Origin of the sequence: Streptomyces sp. NPDC058697 (genome assembly GCF_042715345.1) — a bacterium.
Lineage (GTDB): Bacteria > Actinomycetota > Actinomycetes > Streptomycetales > Streptomycetaceae > Streptomyces > Streptomyces liliifuscus.
Map to the genome: position 1 here is coordinate 57,239 of NZ_JBHXSU010000028.1, position 25,723 is coordinate 82,961.

17 protein-coding genes are annotated in these 25,723 nt (G+C 68.9%); 8 read left to right on the forward strand and 9 right to left on the reverse strand.

The window, feature by feature from the left end:
- Positions 1-15: 15 nt before the first annotated feature.
- From ACFWXQ_RS39785 to ACFWXQ_RS39805, 5 genes are all read left to right on the forward strand, one after another.
- Positions 16-2,046, forward strand: coding sequence for a thioredoxin domain-containing protein (locus ACFWXQ_RS39785; RefSeq protein WP_383940707.1), 2,031 nt, complete (start codon positions 16-18; stop codon positions 2,044-2,046).
- A gap of 199 nt (positions 2,047-2,245) precedes the next feature.
- Entirely contained in the window at positions 2,246-3,571 is a 1,326-nt protein-coding gene (locus ACFWXQ_RS39790) for a glycosyltransferase (protein ID WP_383940710.1), read from the forward strand.
- Positions 3,568-5,277 (forward strand): ArnT family glycosyltransferase, encoded by a 1,710-nt coding sequence (locus tag ACFWXQ_RS39795; RefSeq protein ID WP_383940713.1) that lies wholly within the window; start codon positions 3,568-3,570, stop codon positions 5,275-5,277. Before ACFWXQ_RS39790 ends, ACFWXQ_RS39795 begins: the two co-directional genes overlap by 4 nt.
- Entirely contained in the window at positions 5,274-6,509 is a 1,236-nt protein-coding gene (locus ACFWXQ_RS39800) for a glycosyltransferase (RefSeq protein ID WP_383940716.1), read from the forward strand. The genes ACFWXQ_RS39795 and ACFWXQ_RS39800 overlap by 4 nt, the downstream gene beginning before the upstream one ends.
- Complete coding sequence (locus ACFWXQ_RS39805) at positions 6,509-8,956, forward strand: galactose oxidase-like domain-containing protein (protein ID WP_383940719.1); 2,448 nt, start codon at positions 6,509-6,511, stop codon at positions 8,954-8,956. The genes ACFWXQ_RS39800 and ACFWXQ_RS39805 overlap by 1 nt, the downstream gene beginning before the upstream one ends.
- A gap of 81 nt (positions 8,957-9,037) precedes the next feature.
- Here ACFWXQ_RS39805 and ACFWXQ_RS39810 read toward each other — a convergent pair whose 3' ends face one another.
- The 3 genes from ACFWXQ_RS39810 to ACFWXQ_RS39820 form a co-directional block, all read right to left on the reverse strand.
- A complete protein-coding gene (locus ACFWXQ_RS39810; RefSeq protein ID WP_383938668.1) occupies positions 9,038-9,676 on the reverse strand; it encodes a TetR/AcrR family transcriptional regulator in 639 nt (212 codons plus the stop codon).
- Positions 9,673-11,310 (reverse strand): DHA2 family efflux MFS transporter permease subunit, encoded by a 1,638-nt coding sequence (locus ACFWXQ_RS39815; protein WP_383938665.1) that lies wholly within the window; start codon positions 11,308-11,310, stop codon positions 9,673-9,675. Before ACFWXQ_RS39815 ends, ACFWXQ_RS39810 begins: the two co-directional genes overlap by 4 nt.
- Positions 11,311-11,448: 138 nt before the next feature.
- Entirely contained in the window at positions 11,449-12,162 is a 714-nt protein-coding gene (locus ACFWXQ_RS39820; protein WP_383938662.1) for a hemolysin III family protein, read from the reverse strand.
- Positions 12,163-12,484: 322 nt separating this feature from the next.
- Here ACFWXQ_RS39820 and ACFWXQ_RS39825 point away from each other — a divergent pair, with 322 nt between their 5' ends.
- Both ACFWXQ_RS39825 and ACFWXQ_RS39830 read left to right on the forward strand, forming a co-directional pair.
- Positions 12,485-14,329 carry a phosphoenolpyruvate carboxykinase (GTP) gene (locus ACFWXQ_RS39825; protein WP_383938659.1) on the forward strand — a complete coding sequence of 615 codons (1,845 nt, stop codon included), beginning with the start codon at positions 12,485-12,487 and terminating at the stop codon, positions 14,327-14,329.
- A gap of 702 nt (positions 14,330-15,031) precedes the next feature.
- Positions 15,032-17,650: a tetratricopeptide repeat protein gene (locus ACFWXQ_RS39830; RefSeq protein ID WP_383938656.1), complete on the forward strand. Its 2,619-nt coding sequence runs from the start codon at positions 15,032-15,034 to the stop codon at positions 17,648-17,650.
- Positions 17,651-17,743: 93 nt separating this feature from the next.
- Here the strand turns inward: ACFWXQ_RS39830 and ACFWXQ_RS39835 are convergent, their stop codons facing one another.
- The 6 genes from ACFWXQ_RS39835 to ACFWXQ_RS39860 all read right to left on the reverse strand — a co-directional run bounded on the left by ACFWXQ_RS39835 (position 17,744) and on the right by ACFWXQ_RS39860 (position 24,237).
- Positions 17,744-18,343: a hypothetical protein gene (locus ACFWXQ_RS39835; protein WP_383938653.1), complete on the reverse strand. Its 600-nt coding sequence runs from the start codon at positions 18,341-18,343 to the stop codon at positions 17,744-17,746.
- A complete protein-coding gene (locus tag ACFWXQ_RS39840; protein ID WP_383938650.1) occupies positions 18,330-19,925 on the reverse strand; it encodes a substrate-binding domain-containing protein in 1,596 nt (531 codons plus the stop codon). The genes ACFWXQ_RS39835 and ACFWXQ_RS39840 overlap by 14 nt, the downstream gene beginning before the upstream one ends.
- Positions 19,922-21,097, reverse strand: coding sequence for a toxic anion resistance protein (locus ACFWXQ_RS39845; RefSeq protein WP_383938647.1), 1,176 nt, complete (start codon positions 21,095-21,097; stop codon positions 19,922-19,924). Before ACFWXQ_RS39845 ends, ACFWXQ_RS39840 begins: the two co-directional genes overlap by 4 nt.
- 12 nt (positions 21,098-21,109) lie before the next feature.
- Positions 21,110-22,186 (reverse strand): hypothetical protein, encoded by a 1,077-nt coding sequence (locus ACFWXQ_RS39850; protein WP_383938644.1) that lies wholly within the window; start codon positions 22,184-22,186, stop codon positions 21,110-21,112.
- 290 nt (positions 22,187-22,476) lie between these two features.
- Positions 22,477-22,905 carry a hypothetical protein gene (locus ACFWXQ_RS39855; protein WP_383938641.1) on the reverse strand — a complete coding sequence of 143 codons (429 nt, stop codon included), beginning with the start codon at positions 22,903-22,905 and terminating at the stop codon, positions 22,477-22,479.
- A gap of 120 nt (positions 22,906-23,025) precedes the next feature.
- On the reverse strand, positions 23,026-24,237 hold the full coding sequence (locus ACFWXQ_RS39860; RefSeq protein WP_383938638.1) for a pyridoxal phosphate-dependent aminotransferase: 1,212 nt from the start codon (positions 24,235-24,237) through the stop codon (positions 23,026-23,028).
- A 570-nt stretch (positions 24,238-24,807) separates the two neighbouring features.
- Between ACFWXQ_RS39860 and ACFWXQ_RS39865 the strand changes: the two genes are divergently transcribed.
- The gene (locus tag ACFWXQ_RS39865) at positions 24,808-25,722 is read left to right on the forward strand and encodes a serine protease (RefSeq protein WP_383938635.1); all 915 of its coding nucleotides are present in this window, start codon (positions 24,808-24,810) and stop codon (positions 25,720-25,722) included.
- Position 25,723 lies beyond the last annotated feature (1 nt).

The window sequence follows — 25,723 nt, forward strand, 5'->3', positions numbered from 1 at the left end:
GGCAGGATGGACCCCATGCCGAACCGACTGGCCCATGAGACGTCTCCCTACCTCCTCCAGCACGCCGACAACCCCGTCGACTGGTGGCCGTGGTCGGCCGAGGCCTTCGAGGAGGCACGCAAGAGCGGCAAACCCGTGCTGCTGAGCGTCGGGTACAGCAGCTGTCACTGGTGCCACGTCATGGCGCACGAGTCGTTCGAGGACCAGGAGACCGCCGACTATCTCAACGCGCACTTCGTGAGCGTCAAGGTCGACCGGGAGGAGCGGCCCGACGTCGACGCCGTCTACATGGAGGCCGTGCAGGCGGCGACCGGGCAGGGCGGCTGGCCCATGACGGTCTTCCTCACGCCCGACGCCGAGCCGTTCTACTTCGGCACCTACTTCCCGCCCGCTCCCCGGCATGGGAGCCCCTCCTTCCGGCAGGTCCTCGAAGGCGTGCACAGCGCGTGGACCGACCGGCGGGACGAGGTCGCGGAGGTCGCCGAGAAGATCGTGCGGGACCTGGCGGGCCGCGAGATCGCGTTCGGCGACACCCAGGTGCCCGGCGAGGAGGACCTCGCGGGGGCGCTGCTCGGCCTCACCCGGGACTACGACGCCGGCCACGGCGGCTTCGGCGGCGCGCCCAAGTTCCCGCCGTCCATGGCGATCGAGTTCCTGCTGCGGCACCACGCCCGCACCGGCGCCGAGGGTGCGCTGCAGATGGCCGCCGACACCTGTGAGCGGATGGCCCGCGGCGGCATCTACGACCAGCTCGGCGGCGGCTTCGCCCGCTACTCCGTCGACCGCGAGTGGGTCGTGCCCCACTTCGAGAAGATGCTGTACGACAACGCCCTGCTGTGCCGGGTGTACGCGCACCTGTGGCGGGCCACCGGGTCCGACCTCGCCCGCCGCGTCGCCCTGGAGACGGCCGACTTCATGGTCCGCGAACTCCGCACGAACGAGGGCGGGTTCGCCTCCGCGCTCGACGCCGACAGCGACGACGGGACCGGCAAGCACGTCGAGGGCGCGTACTACGTCTGGACGCCCGCGCAGCTTGTCGAGGTGCTCGGCGAGCAGGACGCCGAACTCGCCGCCGACCACTTCGGCGTGACCGAGGAGGGCACCTTCGAGGAGGGGGCCTCCGTCCTCCAGCTCCCGCAGAGCGAGGGCGTGTTCGACGCGGAGCGGATCGCCTCCATCCGTGCGCGGCTCCTCGAAGCGCGCGGCGAACGCCCCGCCCCCGGCCGGGACGACAAGGTCGTCGCCGCCTGGAACGGGCTCGCCGTCGCAGCCCTCGCCGAGACCGGCGCGTACTTCGACCGCCCCGACCTGATCGAGGCGGCACTCGGCGCCGCCGACCTCCTCGTCCGGCTCCATCTGGACGAGCACGCCCGCCTCTCCCGCACCAGCAAGGACGGCCGCGTCGGCGCCAACGCGGGTGTGCTGGAGGACTACGCGGACGTCTCGGAGGGCTTCCTCGCGCTCGCCTCGGTGACCGGCGAGGGCGTCTGGCTGGAATTCGCCGGTTTCCTGCTCGACCACGTCCTCGTGCAGTTCACCGACGAGGAGTCAGGAACGCTGTACGACACGGCCGCCGACGCCGAGAAGCTCATCCGCCGCCCGCAGGATCCGACCGACAACGCCACGCCCTCCGGCTGGAGCGCGGCCGCCGGTGCTTTGCTGAGCTACGCCGCGCAGACCGGAGCCGAGCCCCACCGGGCCGCCGCGGAGCGGGCGTTGGGCGTCGTCAAGGCGCTCGGCCCGCGCGCCCCGCGCTTCATCGGCTGGGGTCTCGCCACGGCCGAGGCGCTGCTCGACGGGCCGCGCGAGGTGGCCGTCGTGGGACCGGTCGACGATCCGGCGACCAAGGAGCTCCACCGGGCGGCCCTTCTCGCCACCGCGCCCGGCGCGGTCGTCGCCATGGGCGCTCCTGACAGCGACGAACTCCCTTTGCTCGTGGAACGATCGCTTGTGCACGGTGAACCGACGGCGTATGTCTGCCGTAACTTCACATGTGACGCTCCGACGACCGATGTCGACCGTCTCCGGGAGGCTCTGGGGCGCTGAGCGGCGGAAACGCCTGCTCGGTGGGCGTTAATGTGCGCATCTGTTCGGACATGCCATACAAGTCGACTGACCATTCCGAAACACGTTATTTATCAGAACAGTTCCCGGACTTCACAGAACCCCCTTAGTCTCTCCACCGGGACGCGACAGGAGTGACTCGCTGTCGCGACAGGGGGTTTTGGGGATCTGGGGGGATCTGTTGCTTACGTCTGTGCTCATTGCTGCCGTTTCGCTTGCCCTTTTCGGGATGGCTGCCTTCACTTTGTGGTGGCAGATGCACGCGTGGCGCACGCCCGAAGTGCTCGCCTCCACGCGGTTCAGCAGTCCCGACGGTGGCGAACACCTGTCGTTCTCGCTGCTGTTGCCGGCGAGACACGAACAGGCGGTGCTCGACCACACCATCCAGCGACTGCTGGAATCCAGCCACACCGACTTCGAGATCATCGTGATCGTCGGCCACGACGACCCGGACACCACCGAGGTGGCCCGGAAGGCCGAGGCGCGCGACCCGCGCGTACGCGTCGTCGTCGACACCCACGAGAAGAAGAACAAACCGAAGGCCATGAACACGGCGTTGCCGCACTGTCGCGGTGACGTCGTCGGGGTCTTCGACGCCGAGGACCAGGTCCACCCGGAGCTCCTCGCGCACGTCGACCACGCCTTCAGGTCGACCGACGCCGACGTCGTCCAGGGCGGCGTCCAGCTCATCAACTTCAACTCCAGCTGGTACAGCCTGCGCAACTGCCTGGAGTACTTCTTCTGGTTCCGCTCGCGGCTCCACCTGCACGCGCAGAAAGGTTTCATTCCCCTCGGCGGCAACACCGTCTTCGTCCGCACGGACGTCCTGCGGGCCGCCGACGGCTGGGACCCCGACTGCCTCGCCGAGGACTGCGACCTGGGCGTGCGGCTCTCCAGCATCGGCAAGAAGGTCGTCGTCGCGTACGACTCCGACATGGTGACCAAGGAGGAGACCCCCGGCAGCCTGATGTCGCTGCTCAAGCAGCGCACCCGCTGGAACCAGGGCTTCCTGCAGGTCTACCGGAAGAAGGACTGGAAGCAGCTGCCCGGCTTCGGCCAGCGGCTGCTCGCCCGCTACACGCTGATGACGCCGTATCTCCAGGCGATCTCCGGCGTGATCATCCCGCTCAACGTGGCCGTGGCGCTCTTCCTCGACGTCCCGGTCGGCGTCGCGTTCATCACCTTCCTGCCGGCCGTCACCGCCTTCGTCACCTTCGTCTTCGAGCTGGTCGGACTGCACGACTTCGGCAAGCAGTACGGGCTTCGCGTCCGATTCGTCCACTACCTCAAGCTCATCGTCGGCGGCCCCTTCTATCAGGTGCTCCTCGCTGGGGCGGCCGTCCGTGCCGTGTGGCGTGAGCAACGGGGCCGCAACGACTGGGAGTTGACCAGTCATGTCGGCGCACATCTCACCGGTGTCGGGGCCGCTGACGCCCTCGAAGCCACTGAAGCAACCGTTGCCGCGGCCGTAGCGACCCGCGGGTCCCGAGAGGACGTTCCTGCGTGACCTCCACCCTTCCCGCGGTGACCACCCCAACGGTCCCCGCGCAGCGGACACCTGTCCCCAAAACCGGTTCGACCCCTCGAACGACCCCGCTCCCGGCCCGGCTGCGCACCTCGCGCGCCGACCTGATCCTGTGCGGCGTACTCCTCGTGGCCGTCATGACCGTGCAGGGCTGGAACATCGCCGACTATCCGGCGCTCAGCGACGACGAGGGCACCTACCTCGCCCAGGCCTGGTCCGTCCAGCAGGGCAACGGGCTCGCCCACTACACCTACTGGTACGACCACCCGCCGCTCGGCTGGATACAGATAGCCCTGCTGACCTGGATACCGTCCCTGATCAGCCCCGAGTCGATGACGGTCGGCTCGATGCGGATCGTGATGCTCCTGGTCAGCGCCATCAGCGCGGTCCTCGTCTACGTACTGGCCCGCCGCCTGTGGCTGCCCCGCTGGGCGGCCGGGCTCGCGATGCTGCTCTTCGGGCTCTCGCCGCTGTCCGTGGTCCTCCAGCGGGAGATCTTCCTCGACAACATCGCGGTGATGTGGACGCTGGTGGCGTTCTGCCTCGCCGCCTCCCCGAGCCGCCACCTGTGGCACCACTTCGGGGCGGGCATGGCGGCCGCCGCGGCCGTCCTCACCAAAGAGACGATGATCTTCGTGCTGCCCGCGGTGATGATCACCATGTGGCGCCACAGTCACCGGGACACCCGCAAGTTCGCCCTCACCGGCGCCGTCACGGCCTGCGTGCTGATCGGCCTGTCCTACCCGCTCTTCGCCCTCCTCAAGGGCGAGCTCTTCCCCGGCGGCGGACACGTGTCGCTGTGGGACGGCCTCGAATACCAGCTGACCAGGCCCGGTTCGGGCTTCATCCTCGACCAGGGCTCCGGCTCGTACGGGGTCCTGCAGTCCTGGCTCTACTACGACCGCGTGCTGCCCCTCGGCGGCCTCGCGGGCGCGCTGCTCCTCCTGGTCACCTGGCGCTGGTCGGTGACCGCGCGGGCCCTCGCCGGACCCGCGTTCACCGTCGCCATCCTCGCGCTGGTCGCCCTGCGCCCGACCGGCTACCTGCCCGCGATGTACGTCATCCAGGCCCTGCCGTTCCTCGCGCTCGTCCTCGCCGGAGGCGCCGCGAGCGTCGCCCACGGGGTGCTGCGCAGGTGGCGGAGCACCGACGAGAAGGAGTTCGTCACCCGCGCCCGGTACGCGGTCGCGGCCCTGCTCGTCGCGGCCTCGGCGGCGTACGTCGTACCGCGCTGGTACGACGGCGACCGCACCGCCGTCACCGCCGACGCCAACGCCCCCTACCGGGCGGCCGCCAAGTGGCTGGCCACCGAGGTCGACAACCCCGAGGACACCCGCGTCCTCGTCGACGACGCGCTCTGGCTCGACCTGGTGCACGCCGGCTACGAGCCCGGACTCGGCGTCATCTGGTTCTACAAGGCCGACCTCGACCCCGCGGTGACCAAGACCATGCCGCGCGGCTGGCGCGACATCGACTACGTCGTCGCCTCCCCGACCGTACGGCGCGACGCGGCCGACCTGCCCAACGTCAAGCAGGCGATGAGGCATTCGACACCCGTCGCCACCTTCGGCAAGGGCCCGGACCGGATCGAGATCCGGCAGGTCAGGGGCGGCTCCACGGCAAGCACGGCAAGCACGACGGGCACGGCCGACACCGCCGACGAGGCGACCACCGGAGGCGACCGATGACGTACGAGTCCACCGTCCCGGGGGAGTTGCACGACCCGGCCCTGCGCGCGGCATCCACCGTTCCCGAACCGGGTGCCGTCACCATCGTCGTGCCGACCTTCAACGAGGCCGCGAACATCCGGGAGTTGCTCCACCGGATCACCGAGTCGGTGCCCTCGCGGCTGCCCTGCGAGGTCGTCTTCGTGGACGACTCCACCGACGACACGCCCGAGGTGATCCGGGACGCCGCGCGGGACTGCCCGTTCCCGGTGACCGTGCTGCACCGCGAGACACCGGTCGGCGGGCTCGGCGGCGCGGTCGTCGAGGGCATCCGGGCCGCGAGCTCCGACTGGATCGTCGTCATGGACGGCGACCTCCAGCATCCGCCGTCCCTGGTACCGGAGTTGGTGGCCGCGGGCGAGCGCGAGCACGCCGGACTCGTCGTCGCCTCCCGCTACATCAAGGGCGGCAGCCGCGCGGGACTCGCGGGCGGCTACCGCATCGCCGTCTCACGCGGCGCGACCTGGCTGACGAAGACGCTGTTCCCGCGCCGCCTGCGCGGCATCAGCGACCCGATGAGCGGCTTCTTCGCGATCCGCCGCAGCGCGGTCACCGCCGACGTCCTCAAGCCGCTCGGCTACAAGATCCTCCTCGAAATGGCCGTACGCGCCCGCCCGCGCCAGGTCACCGAGGTGCCGTTCGTCTTCCAGGACCGGTTCGCGGGCGAGTCCAAGTCGACCGCGCAGGAGGGCATCCGCTTCCTGCGGCACCTCGCCGGGCTGCGCACCGCCTCGCCGGTCGCCCGCATGGTGGTCTTCGGGCTGATCGGAGCGACCGGGTTCCTGCCGAACCTCGCCGCGCTCTGGGCCCTGACGGCCGCCGGGATGCACTACCTGCCCGCCGAGATCGTCGCCAACCAGTTCGGTGTCGCCTGGAACTTCCTGCTCATCGAGCACCTCTGCTTCCGGGACCGCAGGCAGCACCGGCGCTGGTGGGACCGCTCGGGCCGGTTCGCGCTGCTGGCCAACGCCGACCTGGTGCTGCGCATCCCGCTCATCGCGCTGCTCGTGGGCCAGTTCGGGATGTCCGTCCTCGGCGCCACCGCACTCGCCCTGGTCACCACTTTCGTCCTGCGGTTCGCGGGCACGGAGGCACTGGTCTATCTGCCGCGGAAGGGAGGGCGCGCAGGAAACACGACGGCTGTCGAGACCGGCCGTCACGCAGGGAGCCGCACAGCAAGGAGAACCAGCTGATGTTCAGTAGACCCGCTCCGAAGTTCAGAAGACCCGCCCGCCCTCGCCGCCGTACCGCCCTGCTGGCCGTGGGCGCCCTCACCTCGGGGCTGCTCCTCATCGCGCCCCAGCCCGCCTCGGCCGCCAACCTCGTGAAGAATCCCGGCTTCGAGACCGCCGGTACGGACGACATGCCGTACTGCTGGGAGAAGTCCGGCTGGGGCGACAACGACTTCACCTTCTCCACCGTGGCCGACGCCCACTCCGGCTCCAAGGCCATGAAGGTCGAGCTGACCCGCCGCACCGAGGGCGACCGCAAGGCGCTGATCACCGAGTCCGCCGAGTGCGCGCCGGTCGTCAGTGTCGGCAAGCAGTACGACCTCGGGCTCTGGTACAAGTCGACGACCCCGGACACCTCGCTCACCCTGTTCCGGCACGACACGACCGCCGGCTGGCAGTACTGGACCGACCTCAAGACCCTGCCGATCAGCGGCAGCTGGGCCGAGGCGACGGTCCGTACGCCCGAGATCCCCGCGGGCACCGACCGCATCTCCTGGGGCGTCTCCGTCTACGGCACCGGCTCGGTGACCACCGACGACTACACGATGGACCAGGTCGCCGACCCGATCCCGGACCCCGTGTGCACCGGCACGGCCGAGGAGTGCGCCAACGGCAGGTGGGACGTGCTGCCCACGCAGAACCCGGTCCGCTCCATGCACTCCGTCGTCCTCAACAACGGCAAGGTGCTGCTGATCGCGGGCTCCGGCAACAGCGAGGAGATGTTCAACGCGGGCACGTTCACCAGCGCGGTCTACGACCCGGTGAACGGCACGTACAAGCAGATCCCCACGCCCAAGGACATGTTCTGCGCCGGACATGTGCAGTTGCAGGACGGCCGGGTCCTCGTGATGAGCGGCAACAAGGGCTACCCGTCCGCCGACGGCACGATCGGCTACCAGGGCTACAAGGACTCGTACATCTTCGACCCGGTCACCGAGACGTACAGCAAGACGAACGACATGAACGACGGGCACTGGTATCCGTCGGCGACGATCCTCGGCAACGGTGACGTGATCTCCTTCGGCGGGCTGAAGGAGGACTCGACCGGGTCCGTGACGGCCGAGCGCTGGTCGGCCGCCGAGAACAAGTGGCTGCCGCTGTGGCAGGTCAACCAGACCTGGTCGTACTGGGGTCTGTATCCGTCGATGGTCCTGATGCAGGACGGCCGCCTCTTCTACACGGGCAGCCACACCTTCGGCAACAACATCCCCGGCACGGGTTCGGCGATCTACGACTACGACGCCAACACCACCACCGAGGTGCCCGGTCTGCGGAACAAGGACGAGCGCGACCAGTCGGCGAGCGTGCTGCTGCCCCCGGCCCAGGACCAGAAGGTCCTCACCATCGGCGGCGGCAACATCGACTCGAACCCGGATGCGAACCGGTTGACGGACATCATCGACCTGAAGTCCGCCAACCCCGCGTACGTCGCCGGGCCGCCGCTCCCGCAGGGCACCGTCGACCTGGGCAACGGCAAGATCCCGCAGACCGGCAACCAGGGCAAGATGTACGTCTCCGCCGTGCTGCTGCCCGACGGGAAGGTCCTGGAGACCGGCGGCGCCCTGCACAACCGCGCCAACCCGGTCTACGAGTCGTCGATCTTCGACCCGGCGACGGAGACCTTCGACCCGGTGGCCGCCGACCCCGAGGCACGCGGCTACCACTCCTCCGCGTTCCTGCTTCCGGACGGCCGTGTGATGTCGACCGGCGACAACCCGGGCAACGGCTCCTGGAACCACAACGTGTCGATCTACACCCCGCCGTACCTCCTCAAGGGCGCCCGCCCGACGATCACTTCGGTGATCGACAACGAGTGGACGTACGGCGACACGCAGCGCATCACGGTCGACCGGCCCATCGCCAAGGCGGAGCTGATCCGCCCGGCCGCGGTGACGCACTCCTCCGACCCGAACCAGCGCTTCGTGGACCTGCCGCTCTCCGTCGACGGCAACAACGTCGACCTGAACGTGACGAGCAACCCCAACCTGGCGCCGCCCGGCTGGTACATGCTCTTCGCGGTCGACGCCAACGGCGTGCCGTCGGTGGCGAAGTGGGTCCACCTCCAGGGCCCGTCCGCCATGGCGGCGGCTGCCTCCGACACGCCCTCGGCGCACGAGCACTCCTTCGCGGACTCGCTTGAGGGCAAGGTCAAGAAGCCTGGCAAGAAGCGCGCCTCGGCGAAGGTCAGCCCGACCGTCGCGGGCTGCGACCGCCACTACGGCTCCGCCAACGTCTGTGTCCCGACGGTCTTCCCCGACGAGGTCAAGAAGACGACGGCGGCCCGTTGCGCCTGGCTGAAGGAGAACGACTACGGCCGCCTCAAGATCAACGGCAAGGACGACCCACTGCGTCTGGACCGCAACAAGGACGGGGTGGCGTGCGGGAAGGGTGACGTGACGAGGCGCTGAGCGCGCCTGCGTGAGTCAGTGAGTTCGTGACACGCGGTTGCCCCGCGCCCCTTTCGAGGGGCGCGGGGCAACCGCCTTCTTCTACTCGCCTCGCGGCGTGAGCCCGTGTTCCAGGACGTCCAGGGCGCGGTCGACCAGACCGGCGAAGTCGTCCTCGTGGTCGTGCTGGGCCCAGTAGAGGGACACCTCCATCAGACCGCCGATGAGGGACATCGCGAAGACGCGTACCTCGAAGCTGTCGGCGCCCCGGCCGGTGCGCTCGCCGATGACCTGGCAGAGCAGATGGCTCGTGACCGACATGCTCTCCATCATCCGCGAGCGCACGGCGGGCACCTCGGCCATCAGCCTGGTCCGCAGCCGGGTGACCTCGGCGTCCTCGGCCATCCCGATGGTCACGGCCTTCCGCAGTACGTGCCGCAGGGAGTCCATCGGCGGCTCGTCCGCCGGCCGTGCCCGCAGCTCCGACTCCAGCAGCGGGTCGTACTCGTCCGTGAGGACGATGTCCTCCTTGGTCGGGAAGTAGCGGAAGACCGTGGACGGCGACACCTCGGCGAGCTCGGCGATCTGCTCGATCGTCGTGGCGTCGTACCCCTGCTCCTCGATCAGCCGGTAGGTCGCGTCACGGATCGCCGTCCGTGTCTTGATCTTCTTCCGCTCACGAAGTCCCAGCTGGGGGCGGTCGTCGGGGATGGAGGTACGTGCGGCCGTCATGGGGGTCATTGTCGGCCATCGGCCGGGGCGGGGGCCATGTCCGCGGCCGGCTTCCCCTGCACGGACCCCGTGACGTCCCGCGACTTGGCGGTCGACCCGGTGTTCGGCTTGATGTTCGACCCGGCGTTCGGCTCGGCGTTCGACTCGGTGTTCGGCAGGAACGCCCCCGCGAGCAGCGCCGCCACGAGCGAGGCGATCCCGCACACCAGCAGGACGAGGCCCATGCCATGGACGTACGCCGCATTCGCGGAGGTCACCAGGTCGGCGGCGCCCGCGCGGTCACCGACGAGGTGGGCCGCGACCACGGACTCCCGGGCCGTGTCCGCCGCCCCCTCGGGCAGCCCGCTCACATCGAGCCGGTCCCGGAACGCGCTCGCCAGCAGACTGCCGAGCAGCGCGATACCGATCGCCCCGCCGACCTGCCGCAGCGTCATGAGCAGCCCGGAGCCGCTGCCGGCCCGGTCGGCGGGGAGAGTGCCGAGCGCCCCGTCCATCGCAGGGACGACGGCGAAGCCGAAGCCGAGGCCCGCGATCGACAGCCACAGCGCGGTGAAGCCGTACCCGGACTCGACCGTCGTACGACTGCCGAGGAGCGCGGCGAAGGCCAGCACCACCAGACCGGCGCTCACCACACCGCGCGACCCGAACCGTTCCACGACCGGCTGGGCCGCCCTCGCCGCGATCATCAGCCCGCCCATCATCGGCAGCATCCGTACGCCCGTACCGAAGGCGTCGTTGCCGAGGACGGCCTGCAGATAGGGCGGGAGCACGAACATCAGGCCGGCCAGGACGAACATCACGAGCGTCGCCGCGACCGCGTTGAGCAGGAAGCCGCGGTGGGCGAGCAGCGACATGTCGAGCATGGGGCGTACGGACCGGCGCTCGCGCACCACGAGCGCGGCAAGCAGTACGACGGACCCGGCGATCAGGGCGAGCACGAGGGGGTCGCTCCAGCCGCGGTTCGGCGCCTCGATGATCGCGTAGATGAGTGCGCCGAGCCCGGCCGCGGTGAGCGCGGTGGAGACGGCGTCGACCTTGGGGGAGGCCGGGTCGCGGGTCTCCGGCAGCAGGAAGAGACAGGCGGCGATGCCGATCGCGGCCATCGGGACGTTGATCAGGAAGACCGAGCCCCACCAGAAGTGGTCGAGCAGCCAGCCGCCGATGATCGGGCCGAGCGGCATGCCGAGCGCGGACGCGGCCGAGATGATGCCGACCGCCTTGGTGCGCTCGGTGGGCGGGAAGAGCGAGGGCAGGACGGACAGGGCGAGCGGCATCACCAGTGCGCCGCCCACGCCCATCACCGCACGGGCGACGACGACCCAGGTGACATCGCCCGCCAGGGCGCCGACGAGCGAACCGGCGAGGAAGACGCCGAGCCCGACCATCAGCATCCGGCGCCGCCCGAACCGGTCGCCGAGCAGCCCGGCCGGGAGCATCAGCGCGGCGAAGACGACGACGTACGCGTCCGCCATCCACTGCTGCTCACCGGTGCTCGCGCCGAGCTGCCCCGCCATCGTCGGCAGCGCCACGTTGAGGATCGTCATGTCGAAGCCGAGTACGAGCATGCTCGCGACCAGGGCGCCGAGGGCCCACCAGCGACGTGGGTCGAGGCGCGTCTCGGGGTGTGGAGTGACAGTAGCCATGAAATGAGAGTAACTCTCAAAAGATGGTTACTGTCAATAACTGGATCCCCTGGGTGGACGCGGAGGGCCGTGCCGGACATGCGGAAGGGCCCCACCGCGTGATGCGGTGGGGCCCTTCCGGTTGAGGCGCGGCGGTGGCTATCCGTGCTGGTAGGCCACCATCGAGATGCCGATGTAGTGCGTGGCGAACGCCGCGAGCGTGAGGGAGTGGAAGACCTCGTGGAAGCCGAACCAGCGCGGTGACGGGTCGGGGCGCTTGAGTGCGTAGATCACACCGCCCGCGCTGTAGAGCAGTCCGCCGACGATCACGAGGACCAGTACGGCGATGCCGCCCGCCCGCATGAAGTCGGGCAGGAAGAAGACGGCCGCCCAGCCCATCGCGATGTAGCACGGGGTGTAGAGCCAGCGCGGGGCGCCGATCCAGAACACGCGGAAGGCGATGCCTGCGACGGCCGCGCCCCAGATGCCCCACAGCAGCCACTGTCCCTTGGCCTCGGGCAGCAGCAGCATCGTCAGCGGTGTGTACGAGCCCGCGATGATCAGGAAGATGTTCGCGTGGTCGAGTCTGCGCAGCACGCCGTCCATGCGTGGCGTCCAGGTGCCCCGGTGGTAGATCGCGCTGACGCCGAACAGCAGGCAGGCCGTGAGCGCGAAGATCGCGCAGGCGATGCGGGCGCGGGTCGAGTCGGCGAGCGCCGTCAGGATGAGGCCGGAGACGAGCACGGCCGGGAACATCCCGGCGTGCAGCCAGCCGCGAAGCTTCGGCTTCACCGGGTGCGGCAGGGAGAGCGCTTCGGCGACGCGGTCGACGACCGGCGTGTCCGAGGGCGCGTCGGGGACGGACGCAGTCATGAAGGGCATCGTACCTACGGAACCGTAAGTTACGCATCAGTCCGACTGTATGAAGGGCGCCAAGTGGCCATGTTCTCACCGGTGCGGGGTCTGGGCACCACCGGTGCAGGGTCCGGGTGAATGACCGGGTAAATGACAGGCAATAAGTGGTGATGCTCACGCTGCTCACGTGTGAGGCCCTCTGGACATATGCGCGGACCCGTCGGATGATCAAATGAGTGCGGTCGGCACCGGATGAGCGCCTAAGCGTCACCACGTGAAGCATCCGGGTCGCAGCCCCCACGGGGCATCAACAACCCAAAACCCTCATCTAGGAGCAATCGTGGCGCGCGACATCGCGGCTCCCTCAACCGTTCCCACCAATCACCAGGAACTGATCTCGTGGGTCAACGAGATCACCGAACTGACGCAGCCGGACAGCGTGGTCTGGTGTGACGGCTCAGAGGCCGAATACGAGCGACTGAGCGAGGAGCTCGTCCGCAAGGGCACCTTCAAGAAGCTCGACCCGATCAAGCGCCCCAACTCCTACTACGCCGCCTCGGACCCGACCGATGTCGCCCGGGTCGAGGACCGGACGTTCATCTGCTCCGAGAAGGAACAGGACGCGGGCCCGACGAACCACTGGAAGGCGCCCGCGGAGATGCGGGAGATCTTCCAGGGCACGGGCACCGGGGCGGACGGCGAGGGCGGCGTCTTCCGCGGCTCGATGAAGGGCCGGACGATGTACGTCGTCCCGTTCTGCATGGGCCCGCTCGGCTCGGACCTCTCCGCGATCGGCGTGGAGATCACCGACTCCGCCTACGTCGCCGTCTCCATGCGCACGATGACGCGCATGGGGCAGCCCGTCCTGGACGAACTCGGTTCCGACGGCTTCTTCGTGCGTGCTGTGCACACGCTCGGAGCGCCGCTGGAGGCGGGCGAGGCGGACGTGCCGTGGCCCTGCAACTCCACGAAGTACATCTCCCACTTCCCGGAGACCCGCGAGATCTGGTCGTACGGCTCCGGGTACGGCGGCAACGCGCTGCTCGGCAAGAAGTGCTACGCCCTGCGCATCGCCTCCGTGATGGCGCGTGACGAGGGCTGGCTCGCCGAGCACATGCTGATCCTCAAACTGACGCCCCCGCAGGGCGAGTCGAAGTACGTGGCGGCGGCCTTCCCGTCGGCCTGCGGCAAGACCAACCTCGCGATGCTGGAGCCGACGGTCGGCGGCTGGACCGTCGAGACGATCGGCGACGACATCGCGTGGATGCGGTTCGGCGAGGACGGCCGGCTGTACGCGATCAATCCCGAGGCCGGTTTCTTCGGCGTCGCGCCCGGCACCGGTGAGCACACCAACGCCAACGCGATGAAGACGCTGTGGGGCAACTCGGTCTTCACGAACGTCGCGCTGACCGACGACAACGACATCTGGTGGGAGGGCATGACGGAGGAGACTCCGGCCCACCTGACGGACTGGAAGGGCAACGCCTGGACCCCGGAGTCGGGGACCCCGGCGGCCCACCCCAACGCCCGCTTCACCGTGCCGGCCGCGCAGTGCCCGATCATCGCGCCGGAGTGGGAGGATCCGAAGGGCGTGCCGATCTCGGCGATCCTGTTCGGCGGCCGTCGTGCCACGGCGGTCCCGCTGGTGACGGAGTCCTTCGACTGGAACCACGGCGTGTTCCTGGGCGCGAACGTGGCCTCCGAGAAGACGGCGGCTGCCGAGGGCAAGGTCGGCGAACTGCGCCGCGACCCCTTCGCGATGCTCCCCTTCTGCGGCTACAACATGGGCGACTACATGGGCCACTGGGTGGACGTGGCCAAGGACAAGGACGCCTCTAAGCTCCCGAAGATCTACTACGTCAACTGGTTCCGCAAGAACGACGAGGGCAAGTTCGTCTGGCCCGGCTTCGGTGAGAACAGCCGCGTCCTCAAGTGGATCGTGGACCGCCTCGACGGCAGGGCGGAGGGCGTCGAGACGCCCATCGGCATCCTGCCGACGAAGGCGTCCCTCGACACGGACGGCCTCGAACTCTCCGACTCCGACCTCGACTTCCTCCTCACGGTCGACAAGGAGGTCTGGCGCGAGGAGGCCGCCCTGGTCCCCGAACACCTCAACACCTTCGGCGACCACACACCGACGGAACTGTGGGACGAGTACCGGGCGTTGGTAAAGCGCCTGGGCTGACGCCTGCTTGGGCTGACGCCCACCGCCGTATGAACTCCGCGGCCGGCCCCTAGTTGCCCTGACCTGCGACGTCGTTGGGGCCGGCCGCGGTGAGCACCACTCCGGGAGGCCGGGCCCGCACGATGGCGTGCGGGCCCCGGCCTCCCGGCGTTCGCCGAGCGAGAGCTCTGGATCGGCCCTCATGGCCCTTCGAAGGAACCATCGTTACTCACCGTGCGTCTACCCTCAGTAAAATTGAAAACACGTGGGGTGATGCCAAGTGGATCCGGTTTCGGTGGGGCTGCTGGCGGCGTTGGCGGGTGGCGCCGGTGGTGAAGTCGGACGACAGTTATGGGCGGGGCTGAGCGCCCTGGTGCGGCGCCCATTCCAGCGCAGCCAGGACACTGCCGACGACTCAGCGGTGAGTTCGGGGGAGACGGAGCTGGCCAGACTGGAGCATGCACCGGCGGATTCGGCCCGAGCTCGGGCGCTGAGTGCGGCACTGGCGACGCGGGCCGCGGCGGACGCGGACTTCCAGGCAGGTCTACAGCGGTGGCATGAGCAGGCGAAGCTGGTTCGCAGCGGTGACGGTGCGGTGCACAACGAGATCAGTGGCGGTACCTTTCACGGACCGGCAGTGCAGGGCCGAGACTTCTCGGGAGTCTCCCTTGTCGCCCCACCTCCGACCACCCCCAGCTCGCCGCCGGCGCAGGACTGACCAGCATGGCTCAGGCCGACACCGCCGGTGAAGAAGGGGCGGGCCTGGACACGTCGAACCAGATCCATGATGGCGTGTACTTCGGCGGGGTGATCCAGGGCCGGAATGTCAGTCTGCAGTTGGCCGCACCAGTCACCCCGGCGCTGTCCGGCCTGCCGCAGGCTTCGCCCACCTTCACTGGTCGCGACACCCATGTGGAAGAGCTGTTGCAAGGGCTGGCTCCTGGCCTCCAGCGACAGGAAGCGGTGTTGGTGGCGTCGGTGTCGGGCCTGGCCGGGGTCGGCAAGACCGAACTCGTCGTACAGACCGCCCACAGGGCTTCGGAGAAGCCCGGTTGGTTCCCCGGAGGCGTGCTGTTCGTCGACATGTTCGGCTACGACACCGGTCGACGTCTGCCCCCTGCGCAGGCCCTGCACGGCCTCCTTGACGCCCTGGGTGTACCTGTCGAGCACATCCCGCAGGAACTGCAGGACCGCTCGCGCCTCTACCGCAGCGTGCTGGCGGAATACGCCAGGCAGAACCAGCGCATCCTGGTCGTCATCGACAACGCCTCCAGCAGCGAGCAGGTCGAGCCTCTGCTACCCACCGACGGCACCACCGCGGCCCTGCTCACCTCCCGACACACTCTCGATGTGGGTGCACGCCTCCACGACCTCGACATTCTCGACGAGCACGCCTCGGTCGAACTGCTGCGCATAGCTCTCTCCAAGTCCCGCGGTGCCGCAGACACTCGCGTGACCGACGCCCCCGAGGACGCTTCGGCGATCGCCCGGCTGTGCGCGGGCCTGCCCCTGGCTCTGCGCATCGCCGCCGCCCTCCTTGCCGATATGCCCAGCCGCCCCCTTGCTTCCCTAAGCCAAGCCCTGTCCGACGTTCACCATCGGCTGGACCATCTCAGGCACGAAAGCCACGCTGTCCGGGCTGCCTTGGACCTGTCGTACGAGCAACTCAGCGAAGCCCAGGCCAGGATGTTCCGACTGGTCGCTCTCAATCCTGGCCCGGAGCTGTCCACCGAGGCGGCCGCTCACGTGGCCGCTGCGGATCAGTCGCAGACCGAGCAACGCCTGCAGGAACTTGTCCGTGCCCACCTGGTCGAAGCCGGGGCTGTATGGGGACGCTGGCGCGTACACGACTTGGTGCGGGTGTACGCCGGCGAACGGGCCAGTGAAGAACCCGCGACGGCAGACGACGTCGCGCAGCTTCTCCTGTACTACCAGGCGCGTGCAACGAAGGCCGACGGCTACGTCATCGCTCTGACGGAGCCGACGCCCCGGGGCTTCCCCGATCGAGCCCAGGCGCTCGTATGGCTGGACACAGAGCGCGACAATCTGCTCGCTGCGGCGATTCTCGCTGAGTCGACGGGGCACGCCGACGTCGCCCGGGACCTGCCTATGGCCCTGGAGAACTACCTGTCCACACACGGTCACTGGGAAGAGTGGTGTGCCAGCGCCGAACTCGCCGTCCGGGCCGCACACGCTCTGGGTGATCAACGGGGAGAGGCCCGCGCCCGCGTGTCACTCAGCGACTCGCTGCGTGCGCTGAATGCTTACGACGGGGCCATCGCCGAGGCGCGCGGGGCTGCGGAGATCTTCCGCGTCTTGGGTGACCGACCCGGCGAGGGCACGGCGTTGCGCGCCCTCGCGTCCGGCCTTAGCGCCGCCGGGCAACACGAGGAATCGCTCCGGATGTCCGAGCAGGCTGTCCCTCTTCTACGGCAAGGCTCCAACCGGCACATCGCAGCGGTAGCGCTCATGGATTACGGCTCTCACCTCATCGACAACGCAAGATGCAACGAAGCAATCGACGCGTTGACAGAAAGCCTGCTCGTGCTGTCCCAGACCAGCAAGAGCGTAAAGGCTCTCGCGCTGCTGAACCTCGGCTGGGCACTGGACGGAGCAGGCCGGCGCCCAGAAGCCATCAGCTCGTTTCAAGAGAGCATTGCGTGCGCTCTTGAAGTGGGCGGCCTTTGGGAAACCGAAACTGCCGCGAGAGCATCGGCCAGCCTGGGACAACTATTTTTTGAGGATGAACAGTCTGATCAGGCAAGTTTCTATCTCCGACAGGGTGCGGTCCTCTTTGCCAAGACAAGCAACGAGAGTCTCGCGGTTAGAGCTCTCAAGGAAGTCGGGCTCACCCTGATCGATCTGGAAGAACGTCGCGAGGAGGTCAGTAGCTCCGAGTTCACCTCACCCGCCCACGAGAGGCACTATGAGCAGGCCGCAGATGCGCTCGCTGAAGCAATCGCACTCACCCGCCACAGAGCCGAGATCACAACCGACGATCTCAGGAAGGAACTGGGCCATCTGTTGATCAACCTCAGCATCCCGCTGGTCTACCTGGGTCGCTGCGATCGCGCGCTGGAAGCCATCCGAGAAGCGCTGGTCATCCTGCGGCGGCTTGCTGACGAGGATCCGCAGGCTCATCAGCCGCCGCTTGCCGAGGCGTTGGGCATTTTCGCCTGGGCGTTGGCCCAGGACGGCACCCAGTTGCCCGCAGCGTTGGAGGCGGCAACAGAGGCGGTCGGGATCGCTACTGGCCTGTCCCAGCACAGCCCCGACGAGTACGCCGAACTCCTCCAAGGCGCCCTGGAGCGCAAAGCCGGTCTGCTCGGTGAGCTCGACTAAACGTCCGTATGCAAGGGACACATGATCGGCCCTCGCCTGCCGGCCGGGCCGTCGTGCCGTGTGCCCCCGAGGGGCAGGAGCGGCGGGAGCGATCTACGACCGGTCCTCCAGGTAGCGGGTGTGGGATTCCTGGCGGCGGGCTTCCACCTCGTGGAGGCTGGTGGCCAGGGTTTGCGCCTCGTTGTGGAGGACGGCGAGCTGCCGCTCCAGATGCCGCTCGGGCGGCTCGACGCCGGGCGCGAGCCGCGTCCACCACCGAGTCCGTACGAACGTGTCGACCGCCTCCGGGATGTCCTGCCGTACGGCCCGGGACAGGGCGTGGATTCCCTCCGGGTCCTGGGCGAGGACCTGGGAGACCCAGCCGGGGTCCAGTAGGGCGGTCAGGAGGTCTGTCAGCTCGGTGAGGCGGCCCGCCGCGGCCGGTGGGAGCTCGATGTCCGCGAGGTAGGCACGCAGTTTGCCGAAGTCGTCCCGCAGTTCGTCCAGTTGGGCCGATGGGTCCGGGAAGTCCGGCAGCGGGGGCCGTTCCGGCGGGGCGAGCAGTGCTCCCGCGCCGTACAGGCCCGCGACCACCGCCGGCCAGTACGGGCCCGCCATGCCCGTGAACGTCAGCGCCAGGCCGACGATTCCGCAGGCGCTGCCGGTGAGGTTCTTGCGGGACTCCAGGTAGCCCAGGACCTTATTGGTAGCCACGGATCTCCTCGAAGGCGCCGTCCAGCGAACCCTTCTGGGCGTCGAAGAGCCGGCCGCCGGTCAGCTCCGCGATGTGTTCCAGCTCCCCCCGGTCGGAGTCGCCGAAGAGGATCGGGAAGACAGGGATGTCCTGTTCGGTCTGCGACAGACCGCCGTAGAAGCCGTCGAACTGCGCCGGGCTCGCCCCCGCCGTGTTCTCGCCGTCCGTCATCAGCACGATCGACGTGAACGTGTCGTCGTCGGCGCCCAGATGCTCGTACGCCTTCTCCAGCGAGGTGTAGATCGCGGTGTCCCCGTCGGCGGTGAGCGCCTCGGTGTCGCGGCGGATCCCGTCGAGCCCCGTCCGCGGGTTCTCGGGCCGCACCACATGCGTCCGTACGCTCTTGACCACCGAGCCGAACGGCATAAGCGTCACCTCCTCCCGGTCACGGAAGTCGCCCGTCAGGGCTGTCAGTGCCTTCTTCAGGCGGTCGAGCCGTCCGTCCTCCCGCATCGAGCCCGAGGTGTCGAGGACGTACACCGTGCGCGAGGGCCTGCGCAGCTTGTTCTCGTACGTGTTCAGGAGTCCGTCGGCCACTGAACGGGTGCCCGGGAAGGGGAGTTCGCGTCGGCGGGTGGTGTCCAGGCCCGTCGCGGGCGGGACCGAGGCGACCACCGGGCGGCGCAGCGTGCGGTCGGTGATCAGCCGTTGGGTCGCCGGCGCGCGCAGCGCCTCGGCGAGACGGCGGACGTCGTCCCGGACCTTCTGGTCCGTGGACGCGAGCGAGGAGAGCGGGTAGTCGGCGGTGACCACGCCGTCGCGCGGCCGGATCACCGTGAGGTCCTTGCGCGACTTCAGCACCGACTCGTAGTTGAGCAGCGCGTCGACGTCACCGCGCCGGTCGTACGCCTCCGCCAGCCAGCCCGACGAACCGGACGTCAGCTTCTGTCCCTTGAAGAACTCCGTCAGCCTGGGCGTCGCCTGCTTCACGTCCCCGTCCGTCAGCGCGGACTGGGCGTCGGAGAGGCCCGAGGCCACCGAAACGAGGGTGGAGAAGCCGGAGTTGGAGCGGGACGGGTCGGTCATGCCGTAGGTGAGGTTGCCGTCCGCCACCGCCTCCTCGATGTCCGCCCAGGTGACGTTCTCCGGCTTCCAGTTCAGCCTTTGTACGGTGGCCGTCTTCACGCCGATGGCCACCGGGCTGGACATGACCGGGGTCTCCGACACGATCTGCTTCGCGGCGGTGGGGTTGAGGCGCAGGTAGTCGTTGGAGGAGAGCCAGATCGCGTCGTACGTGCCATTGGCCTTGTTCTTCGCCAGGAGGTTCACCGCGTCGAGGGTGCCCATGTAGGTGGGGCGGACCTTGATTCCGGTGTCCTGGTGGATCTTGTCCAGCACCGTCTTCATGTCCGAGAGTTCGCTGGAGGCGAGGATGCGGAGGGTGCCGGGTTCGGCCTTGTTGGAAGGGTCCGGCTTTTCTTCGGTGACGGATGTGCATCCTGCCGTCACCAGTGCCAGTGCCAGTGCCAGTGCGATGGCGGCTGCGGCCCGGTGGGTGGGCACACGCGACAGGCGGCGCGCCTCGAAGTTGCCCCGTCTCATCCGAGGCCCCCGTCCAGCGCCGCGCGCGAGCGGCTGCGGTCCAAGTACGCGCTCGCCTGCTGGAGTTCAGTCGTCAAGGACTCCACCGTCGCCGCCATGGACTCCGTGGCCTGGGCCTTGTACGTGTCGATGGTGTCGAGGGTCCGGTAGATCTGCTGGAAGGCCGCGCGGAGGGTCTCCGCGCCGACGGCCGGGTCGGCGGCGATGCGCTGGATCTCGCCGGACTGCGTGGCGAGCATCTCCGCGTTGCCCCGGATGAGGTCCTCCGTCGTGCCACGCAGGGCGTTGACCTGCTCGACGACCTTGCGCTGGTTGTCGAGGGCGGAGGCGAGCATCACCGAGATGCGCAGCGCGGAGACGGTCGTGGTGGCCGCGCGGTCGACGCCCTTGATCAGCTCGTCGTTGTTGCGCCGGACCACGTCCATCGCCAGGTAGCCCTGGGCGCACACCGCGAGCTGGGTGAGCAGGTCCTGGTGCTTCTGCCGGACGGGGAAGAGGACATCGGCGCGCAGGGTGTCCGCCTGAGCGGGGTCCTGCGCCTCCACGCCGGCTATGTGGCCCTCGACCGCCGTGTCCAGGGCCTCCGTCAGGACGACGTACTCCTGGAGCTTGCCCATCGAGTCCCAGAGGCGGACGCGTTCGGTCTGCAACGCGGCGTTGTCGCGCCGCAGTTCGTCCTGGCCGCCGCGGAGCGAGCCGACGATCTTGTTCAACGTGCCCTGCGCGGAGGCGTACTTGGCGACGTGGTCGCGGAGCTTGTTGCCGCCGGGGAGCCGGGACAGCAGCTTGCGGGCCTTGCCGCCGGGCATGTCGCGCGGGTCCAGGTCCTCGACCGTACGCCGTAGTTCGACGAGTGAGGACGAGACGCGGGACTGGGCGTCCTCGCCGTTGGCGGGCAGGCTGCGGATCGTGCGCTCCAGCATGCGGTTCGACTGGGCGGCGGCGCCGCGCATCTCACCGGAGCCGAGGCCGACGATCTCCCCGATCTTCCCCGCGAACTCGGGGGAGCGGGCGTCGAGCGCGGCGAGCCCGTCGACGTACTCGGCGGCCTTGCGCGCCATGTCCGTACGGACGGAATCGTCGACCGGCACGAGTCCGCCGGCCTTCTCCTTCGGTACGGCCGCGACGGCCTGTGGAGGTGTCAGGACAAAGGTGTCTTCGGCATTGCTCATCTGCTGTTCCCCCTAGCCCCGCGCCCGGCGCGCCATCTCGTGCAGCACCTTGGAGGCGGGCACGGGCGACTGCCGGACACCGGTCAGCTTCTGGTTGAGATACGTGGTGTGGGCGGCGGTGGCCGCTGTGAACTCGGCGCTCGTGCCCTGCGGCCGGAACCCGTGCCGTACCGCGAGCTTCCGCAACTCCTTGTCAGTGCTGAGGAGTTCACCGAGCGCCCGGCCCTCGTCCGTGAGCGGGACGACGGTGTGGTCGCTGTTCGCGGTGGTGTCGGGATAGAGGACGGTCAGGTCGCCGACCTCCTGGCCCTGCGCGAGCAGCGAGGCGACCTGCGACTCGTACACGAGGACCAGCGGGTTGCCGACGCCGCTGATGAAGTCCCTGAACGCCGCGTCCGTACTGGTCTGCTGGGCACCCTGGACGCTGATCAGCTTGCGCATCAGCGGTGCCGTGCGGTTCACCGCCGCGGTGCCGTCGGCGACCCGGCCGCCGTCGGCGACGTACGAGGCGGCGGCGAGGTAGAGCGCGCCGGAGTTCGAACTGGTCGGATCCGTGGTGGAGATGAAGAGCGTGCCGCTCAACTCCCCGTGCCGCTCGGCCCCCTTGAGCTGCTGCCAGGTCCTGTCGGCACCGGCGGCCTTGAGGTAGGCGGTCATCCTGAACGTGCCGTTGCCCTTGGCCGGCAGGGTCGCGAGCCCGTTGTCCGCCAGCACCGCGGCGGCGCTCCGGTGCGCCACGACCACGAGGGGCGAGTAGAAGGGACGCGGCAGGGGCTGCCGTACGTCGTACTTCGCGGCCAGTTCGTCGGCGGGGGCCTGGCTGGACGGGAAGGCGAAGTCGTACCCCTTGAGGTCGAGTCCCTCCATGGCCCAGGACCCGGAGGTCTCCGTCTCCAGGGTGTAGCCCTTGGCAGCGAGGGCCTTCACCACATCAGGATCGGCGAAGAACTCCGCCTTCTCCGAACCGATCACTCCCAGCACGGTCTTCGTTGCCGTGCTCTTGTCCTGCTTCTCGCGGCCTGCGACGACGGCTGCTGCCACTCCGCCGATCAGGAACACCGCCAGGACGATGGCGACTATTCGTCTCACACCTGGAGCCTGCTCCCGGAACCCAACGTTCCCCACGGTTCCGGGTGAACGCGGGGTGACGACCCCATCCCAGTACGCAACCGGACCAGCCCGTTCCGGCCGCACGTTCGGGGCGCACGTTCGGGGCGCCCCCTCAGGGGCGCGGGGAACTGCGCGACCAGCCACGACGGACCCGCAGCTTCATACGGACCCGCAGCCTCGTACCGGCACCCAGCGGAGCACAATGGCACCCGGTCCGCGCGTCGCTGCGGGTGCACGCGGACCGGGGCCGACCGGGGAGCCCCGAGGGCTCAGAGGGTGGTGAGTGTGCGGTGCGCCTCGGTGGCCGCCGCGTGCGCGTCCATGCGTTCGGCGGCCAGGATCGCGGCCGCCGTGTCCGCGCGGGACGCCGCGACGACGAGGGCGCGGCCCGCGAGGGCGTGCGCCCGCTCATGGAGCGCCGCGACCTGGGGGGACTCGGCGGTGGTACCGGCACCGGTCACCGACGCGCGAACCGGCGGACGGCCCCCGCGAAGACGCGCGACCTGCCCGGTCAGCCGCTCGGCGGCGACATCGAGCTCGGCGGACGGTTCGATTCCGCGTAGCTCGTCGGTCACGGCCAGCAGTGCCGCGAGGTGACCGGCGAGCTGGATGTCCAGCTCCTCTTCGCGCGACCGATGGGGAAAGTCGGCGGTGCCGGCCATCGTGTGGACCGACTTGGTGCGGATCGGTTCGTACATGGGAGATGGCCTCCTGTGCTCTGACAGGTAACCATCCTAGCTTGGATTTCGTCTAAAGTTGAGCCGATTCAGAAATCAGAAAAGCGGGCCAGTTGACCACGGAGCGTGACTGATTGACCATCAGGGCTGGCCGTACCCGTCCAGGAAGTTGCCGATCCGGGTCACGGCGTCCGTCAGATCCCGGGCCGTGGGCAGGGTGACGACCCGGAAGTGGTCGGGCTCCGGCCAGTTGAAGCCCGTCCCCTGCACCACCATGATCTTCTCGGTCCGCAGCAGGTCCAGCACCATCCGCCGGTCGTCCTTGATCTTGAAGACCTTCGGGTCGAGGCGCGGGAAGAGATAGAGCGCGCCCTTCGGTTTCACGCATGTCACGCCGGGAATCTGCGTCAGCAGCGCGTGCGCCACGTCCCGCTGCTCCCGCAGCCGCCCGCCGGGAAGCACGAGCTCGTTGATCGTCTGCCGCCCGCTGAGCGCGGCGACCACACCGTGCTGGCCCGGCATGTTCGCGCACAGCCGCATGTTCGCGAGGATGGTCAGCCCCTCGATGTACGAGTCGGCGTGCGCCCGCGGCCCCGAGATCGACATCCACCCGACCCGGTACCCGGCCACCCGGTACGCCTTCGACATGCCGTTGAAGGTGAGCGTCAGCAGGTCCGGGGCGACCTTGGCGGTCGGGGTGTGCGTGGCCTCGTCGTACAGGATCTTGTCGTAGATCTCGTCCGAGCAGACCAGCAGGTTGTGGCGGCGGGCGATGTCGGTCAGCCCGCGCAGCATCGCCTCGTCGTAGACCGCGCCCGTCGGGTTGTTCGGGTTGATGATCACGATCGCCTTGGTGCGGTCGGTGACCTTCCGCTCCACGTCGGCCAGATCGGGCATCCAGTCGGACTGCTCGTCGCAGCGGTAGTGCACGGCCGTACCGCCGGACAGTGACACGGCGGCGGTCCACAGGGGGTAGTCGGGCGCCGGTACGAGCACCTCGTCGCCGTCGTCCAGCAGCCCCTGCATCGCCATCACGATCAGCTCGGAGACGCCGTTGCCGATGAAGACGTGCTCGACATCGGTCTCGATGCCGAGGGTCTGGTTGTGCATGACCACGGCCCGGCGCGCCGCCAGCAGGCCCTTCGCGTCGCCGTACCCGTGTGCCGACGAGACGTTGCGGAGGATGTCCTCCAGGATCTCGGGCGGGCACTCGAACCCGAACGCGGCCGGATTCCCCGTGTTCAGCTTGAGAATGCGATGCCCGGCCGCTTCGAGCCGCATCGCCTCCTCGAGCACCGGGCCCCGGATCTCGTAACAGACGTTGGCGAGCTTGGTCGACTGGATCACCTGCATGTCCGTGAGCTTACGGCCCGGTAACGCCCCTCGGACCGTGTTTTCCACCACGTGAGACGCGGCGGTTTGGGTGGTTATCGCCCACGGCGGTCCCACCGGCCACTCCCGCCCCTGCGATCAGCCGCCACGCCGAGGCCGCCCGAGCGCGAAACGGGGCGTACGCCGCGAACACCACGACCGCCGCGGCCGGCGCACACGACGTCCCGGAACGCACCAGCAGGACGACGGGCCCGGGGGCGCGGCCGATCGTGTACATCCGCAGAGCGAGTCGCCCCCGGCACCACCAAGGACCACAAGCGGCACCCGAACACGCCCCGGGCACCCGCCGGACGCGAGCCGGACAGCCACCGGACACGAACCGAACTCCCACCGGACACGAACCGAGCAACCGCCAGACATGAACCGAGCGACCGCCGGGCAAGCGCCCAAGTGGCAGTCGGCCTGGTCAGGTTGACCGCGCCCGGGGCAACTCCTTGCCCACACCCCCCTGTCACTTCACAATGTGCATGACAGACGTGTGGGCGGCCGGAAATTCTCCGGCCGCCCGAGTCACAATGAGGGGACCCCCACATGAGAAAGCCTCTCGGCGCCGCGATCTTCGCCCTGGTGATAGCCGGGGCGGGCGCGGCACCCGCGGTCGCGGCGCCCGAACCCGCGGCCGTCGTGGACACGGACACCGCCACCTCGGTGGTCAGAGACGCCGTCACCTCCACGACGGCGGCCGTGTCCAGGATCACCGCGCCGACCGTCCAGGCCGTCAACTTCGCGGGCACCGTCTCGCTCAGCAACTGCTCGGGCTCCGTCGTCCGCTTCCCGGACTCGGAGGACAACGACCCGGCGATGGTCATGTCCAACGGCCACTGTCTGGAGACCGGCTTCCCCGCGGCCGGCGAGGTCATCGTCGACCGGGCCTCCAGCCGCACCTTCGGCCTGCTCAACGCCGCGGGCACCCGGGTCGCCACCCTGCGGGCCAGCAAGATCGCGTACGCGACGATGACCGACACGGACGTCTCGCTGTACCAGCTCACCACCACGTACGCGCAGATCAAGAGCTCGTACAACATCAGCCCGTTGACGATGAACGACACGCACCCCGTCGCCGGGACCGCCATCACGGTCGTCTCCGGCTACTGGAAGCGGACCTACGCCTGCAACGTCGACGGCTTCGCCTACCGCCTGAAGGAAGGCGCCTGGACCTGGAAGGACTCGGTCCGCTACACCTCGGCCTGCCAGACCATCGGCGGCACCTCGGGCTCGCCCGTCGTCGACAACGCCACCGGCAATGTCGTCGCCGTCAACAACACCGGCAACGAGGACGGCGGCCGCTGCACCGACAACAACCCCTGTGAGGTCGACGAGAGCGGCAACGTGACCGTTCGCGCAGGCATCAACTACGCCCAGGAGACCTACCAGATCCCGGCGTGCTTCGGCATCGACAACAAGCTCGACCTGAGCGCGAGCGGGTGCACCCTGCCCAAGCCGTGAT

What these genes read in the sequence shown, in the direction of transcription:
- ACFWXQ_RS39815 (WP_383938665.1), bottom strand. Translation starts at nt 11,310, where the DNA reads ATGGCTACTGTCACTCCACACCCCGAGACGCGCCTCGACCCACGTCGC.
- ACFWXQ_RS39860 (WP_383938638.1), bottom strand. Translation starts at nt 24,237, where the DNA reads ATGCAGGTGATCCAGTCGACCAAGCTCGCCAACGTCTGTTACGAGATC.
- ACFWXQ_RS39845 (WP_383938647.1), bottom strand. Translation starts at nt 21,097, where the DNA reads ATGAGCAATGCCGAAGACACCTTTGTCCTGACACCTCCACAGGCCGTC.
- ACFWXQ_RS39830 (WP_383938656.1), top strand. Translation starts at nt 15,032, where the DNA reads ATGGCTCAGGCCGACACCGCCGGTGAAGAAGGGGCGGGCCTGGACACG.
- ACFWXQ_RS39785 (WP_383940707.1), top strand. Translation starts at nt 16, where the DNA reads ATGCCGAACCGACTGGCCCATGAGACGTCTCCCTACCTCCTCCAGCAC.
- ACFWXQ_RS39805 (WP_383940719.1), top strand. Translation starts at nt 6,509, where the DNA reads ATGTTCAGTAGACCCGCTCCGAAGTTCAGAAGACCCGCCCGCCCTCGC.
- ACFWXQ_RS39810 (WP_383938668.1), bottom strand. Translation starts at nt 9,676, where the DNA reads ATGACCCCCATGACGGCCGCACGTACCTCCATCCCCGACGACCGCCCC.
- ACFWXQ_RS39820 (WP_383938662.1), bottom strand. Translation starts at nt 12,162, where the DNA reads ATGACTGCGTCCGTCCCCGACGCGCCCTCGGACACGCCGGTCGTCGAC.
- ACFWXQ_RS39855 (WP_383938641.1), bottom strand. Translation starts at nt 22,905, where the DNA reads ATGTACGAACCGATCCGCACCAAGTCGGTCCACACGATGGCCGGCACC.
- ACFWXQ_RS39840 (WP_383938650.1), bottom strand. Translation starts at nt 19,925, where the DNA reads ATGAGACGGGGCAACTTCGAGGCGCGCCGCCTGTCGCGTGTGCCCACC.
- ACFWXQ_RS39800 (WP_383940716.1), top strand. Translation starts at nt 5,274, where the DNA reads ATGACGTACGAGTCCACCGTCCCGGGGGAGTTGCACGACCCGGCCCTG.
- ACFWXQ_RS39865 (WP_383938635.1), top strand. Translation starts at nt 24,808, where the DNA reads ATGAGAAAGCCTCTCGGCGCCGCGATCTTCGCCCTGGTGATAGCCGGG.